The 1,768-nt window shown below is 43.0% G+C and carries 1 protein-coding gene; it reads right to left on the bottom strand.

All coding sequences use genetic code 11. The features are described 5' to 3' along the window. Positions 1 to 100 precede the first annotated feature (100 nt). Entirely contained in the window at positions 101 to 1,645 is a 1,545-nt protein-coding gene (locus tag BLU98_RS17445; RefSeq protein WP_092727078.1) for an IS1182 family transposase, read from the bottom strand. Positions 1,646 to 1,768: the final 123 nt, after the last annotated feature.

The raw sequence follows: 1,768 nt of genomic DNA, 5'->3' as shown, positions 1-1,768 counted from the left end.
AAGAGGCCGTCTCAATACAATAATTGAGGCGGCTTTTCATTTTGAGAGGAGAGCGGGCATTTAAAGCTGGGATTAGATTTTCTGAGAAGTACCTGCTGTTTCAGGCAGCTTTCTTTCTTAGATTATGAGCCAGTGCAATTAATCCGGTTTCAACGGTGACTTTATCAATACCGCGCAGCATGAAGCGCTTAAAATGATGGTTGTATTTGATATTCCCAAACACAGGTTCCACATCGCAGCACCTTTGTTTTCGTTTTTTGATCCCTTCTTCGCTTTTCAACAGATCATCTGCCTGTTTTTTCAACCGTAACAGGTTTTCATTTACTTCAATGACCCTGTTTCCTTTGGCCTTGTAACAGACACCCCGTAACGGGCATCCTTCACAATTTCGGGCCTCGTATTTTTTACTGGTTTGTTGGTAACCAGTAGTGGTAGTTCGGGTGCTGGTAGCGATAAGTTCCATGTGTTGGCCCATAGGACATACATAGTAATCCTGCTCTTTGTTATAATGTAGGTTGTCTGTCGCCAAAGGCTTTTTACAGGTAATTGTTTTACGCTGCTGCCGGTCAAACTGATGGTGTTTTACATAAGCTGCCACCTGATTGTTTTCCATCCACTGGTAGTTCTCTTCACTGCCATAACCGGCATCCGCAGTATGGCTATCCGGCAATTCATTGAACTGTTCCCGGTGTTGCTCCAGATGCGAGATCAGCGTATTGGTATCGGTTGGGCTTTGATGAAGGGAATAAGAGGCTATGTATTGACCATTGGTCGATATTTGGACATTATAGGCCGGCTTTAACTGTCCATTGCACATAGCGTCTTCTTTCATCCGCATAAAGGTGGCATCCGTATCGGTTTTACTGTAACTGTTACGCTTGTCACCCAATAGCTTTTCCTGTGCTTCATACCTGTCCAGCGCGCCCGGCCAGTGCTTTTTGGCATAATTTAGTTTTTGCTTTATCTGCTTGCTTACCGGTTTATCTTTCATTGCTGCATTGATCTTTTCTATAGTGGCCTTTACCTTTTCAGCGTCTATTTTCTCAAAACTGGTTGGATCGGTATCATCCATCTCTGCTGAAGCTACGCTTTGTGCGTATTGCCACAGATCGTTTAACTGCTGCTTTATCTTCTCTTTATTGGTTTTAATGGATTTACCCCATACAAACGTGTAGCGGTTAGCATTGGCTTCTATCTTCGTGCCATCCGTATACAGATCCCTGATGTTGAGCAACCCTTCTTCACATAATAACATTACCACCTGGGTGAATATAGGTTGTAAGGTTTTTTGCAAACGCTGACCTCTGAAGCGATTGATCGTATTATGATCGGGTTTCATCATCCCTGCCAGCCACATGAACTGGATATTACTCGACACTGTTTCTTCCATCTTACGGCTGCTGTATATATTGTTGATGTAGGAATATACCAATACTTTAAGCAGCATCCGGGGATGATAACTGGTAGTACCTCCCGGCTTATATTCTTTAAGTAATCCCGCAATATCTACTTTGTCCAATACTGCATTAACAACCCGTACCGGGTGACCTGCCACTATCAGTTCATCCAAGCTAGGCGGTAGTACCATTAGCTGATTCTGGTAGTTCTGTTTGAAGATGACCTTCAGGTCCTGTCTCTTTGCCATACTTTAAAGACACTCAAAAAGCCCTCTTTATTGTATGATAACCTATATCTTTTTATTCACCTCCATTGTGCACAAACCCACCCTTAAAAATAAAAAGAGGCTGCCCTTTTGAGACAGCCTCTT

Source organism: Hydrobacter penzbergensis, assembly GCF_900106985.1.
In the GTDB taxonomy this organism is placed as follows: Bacteria; Bacteroidota; Bacteroidia; order Chitinophagales; family Chitinophagaceae; genus Sediminibacterium; species Sediminibacterium magnilacihabitans.
This window is presented reverse-complemented; position numbering and strand designations above follow the sequence as displayed.